Origin of the sequence: Halorubrum tibetense (assembly GCF_042661865.1) — an archaeon.
Taxonomy (GTDB): domain Archaea; phylum Halobacteriota; class Halobacteria; order Halobacteriales; family Haloferacaceae; genus Halorubrum; species Halorubrum tibetense.
The window spans coordinates 1-1,224 of sequence record NZ_JBHSWW010000464.1 but is presented as its reverse complement, the minus strand read 5'-3'; the positions used below and the strand labels follow the sequence as shown (position 1 = coordinate 1,224).

Genomic DNA, 1,224 nt, shown 5'->3' with positions numbered 1-1,224 from the left:
AATACGTTAGAAAAGTACTCAATATAATTGGAATTCTTGTAATAAGTAGATTTGATTTCACCACAAGAATACACTGAGTCAATCGGCACATACTCTGTGCCATCCTTCGTCGTCATTAGTGATGGTAGGTTCGACGTATCTGCAATAATAATATCTAGCTGCGGACTAACCACGCCATTTTGATCAATTAGATGGCCATGCGTAACATATAGATTTTTGGGGAGCATCCTTCTAAATATTTCACGAACATGTTCCTCGATTTCATTTCCAGCCGCTTTGATATCGCCAGTCCCATGAATTCGAATCGCGTCTTCCCTTGCTTTCACGAGGTCGTCAGCTTCACTTTTAAAAATACCCGAGATATCTAATTTACGCACAAACTCTCCAATTGAAAGACATAACGCCGTGGTTTGGGGCGACTGGAGCATAGCGTAAGCCGTCCCGCACCGCGTTTTTTGCGGTGCTTACAACACCACCTTGTTATTTGCCGCCGGTTTGCATTTGCTACAACGCGCTTAGCGGAGCACCTGCGAAGCCAGAGGCCATTAGTTTGCGTAAGATTACCTTACTTGATGCCTTTTGGAACCCACTTAGGGCAAACCACAATGCAGGCATGCAACACGCCTTGCGCGGCGAACCAACTATTAGCACAGGGAAATAAACTGCGATATTGAAGCAGCACATTCCTTGATGCTGGCATGCCGACTTACTGGCACACTTTTGAATAACTTACCGAACCCAAAACAAACATAAAAAAGGTAAGGCAAAATAACGCCTGCATTTGGGGCGGCGAAGCAAACGCGTAGCCGTCCCGCCGCGATTAGCGGCGAACAAGATGCACTTGTTATGAGCATGTTGTCTGCTGCCGAAGAAAATAATCATGTTGCTCTGCATATGACAATTCATAAAACATCTTGAGGTATTCTTTGGCTCGTGCCGGTTCAACATTCTTAAACTCAAAAAACTTTGTGAAGCTAAATATACCAAGTAGTTTTTTCTGTGGCGGCATGCATATTTCCACGCGAAATTTTTTGCATTCACTCTCTAACATAAAGCCAATATGGTAGTTTCCAATACGAAATGTTAAATCAGGCCAACATGGAGGTGGACGATTACCATCTAGCTCTTCAAAACGTTCAAGCTCTCTTTTCCATGGTGCATTTTCAAACTCCACAATGGCTTGATCAATATTGCAGCTACCAAGTTCAATATTTGAGCAATCCG

The 1,224-nt window shown here is 43.4% G+C and carries 2 protein-coding genes; both read right to left on the bottom strand.

Annotated features, from left to right (window positions below; translation table 11 throughout):
* On the bottom strand, positions 1 to 428 hold a 428-nt coding region (locus ACFQEU_RS16200; protein WP_379783839.1), incomplete at its 3' end, for a DUF6602 domain-containing protein.
* A 416-nt stretch (positions 429 to 844) separates the two neighbouring features.
* Positions 845 to 1,224, bottom strand: a 380-nt coding sequence (locus tag ACFQEU_RS16195; RefSeq protein ID WP_379783837.1) for a hypothetical protein, incomplete at its 5' end; no start/stop codon positions are given.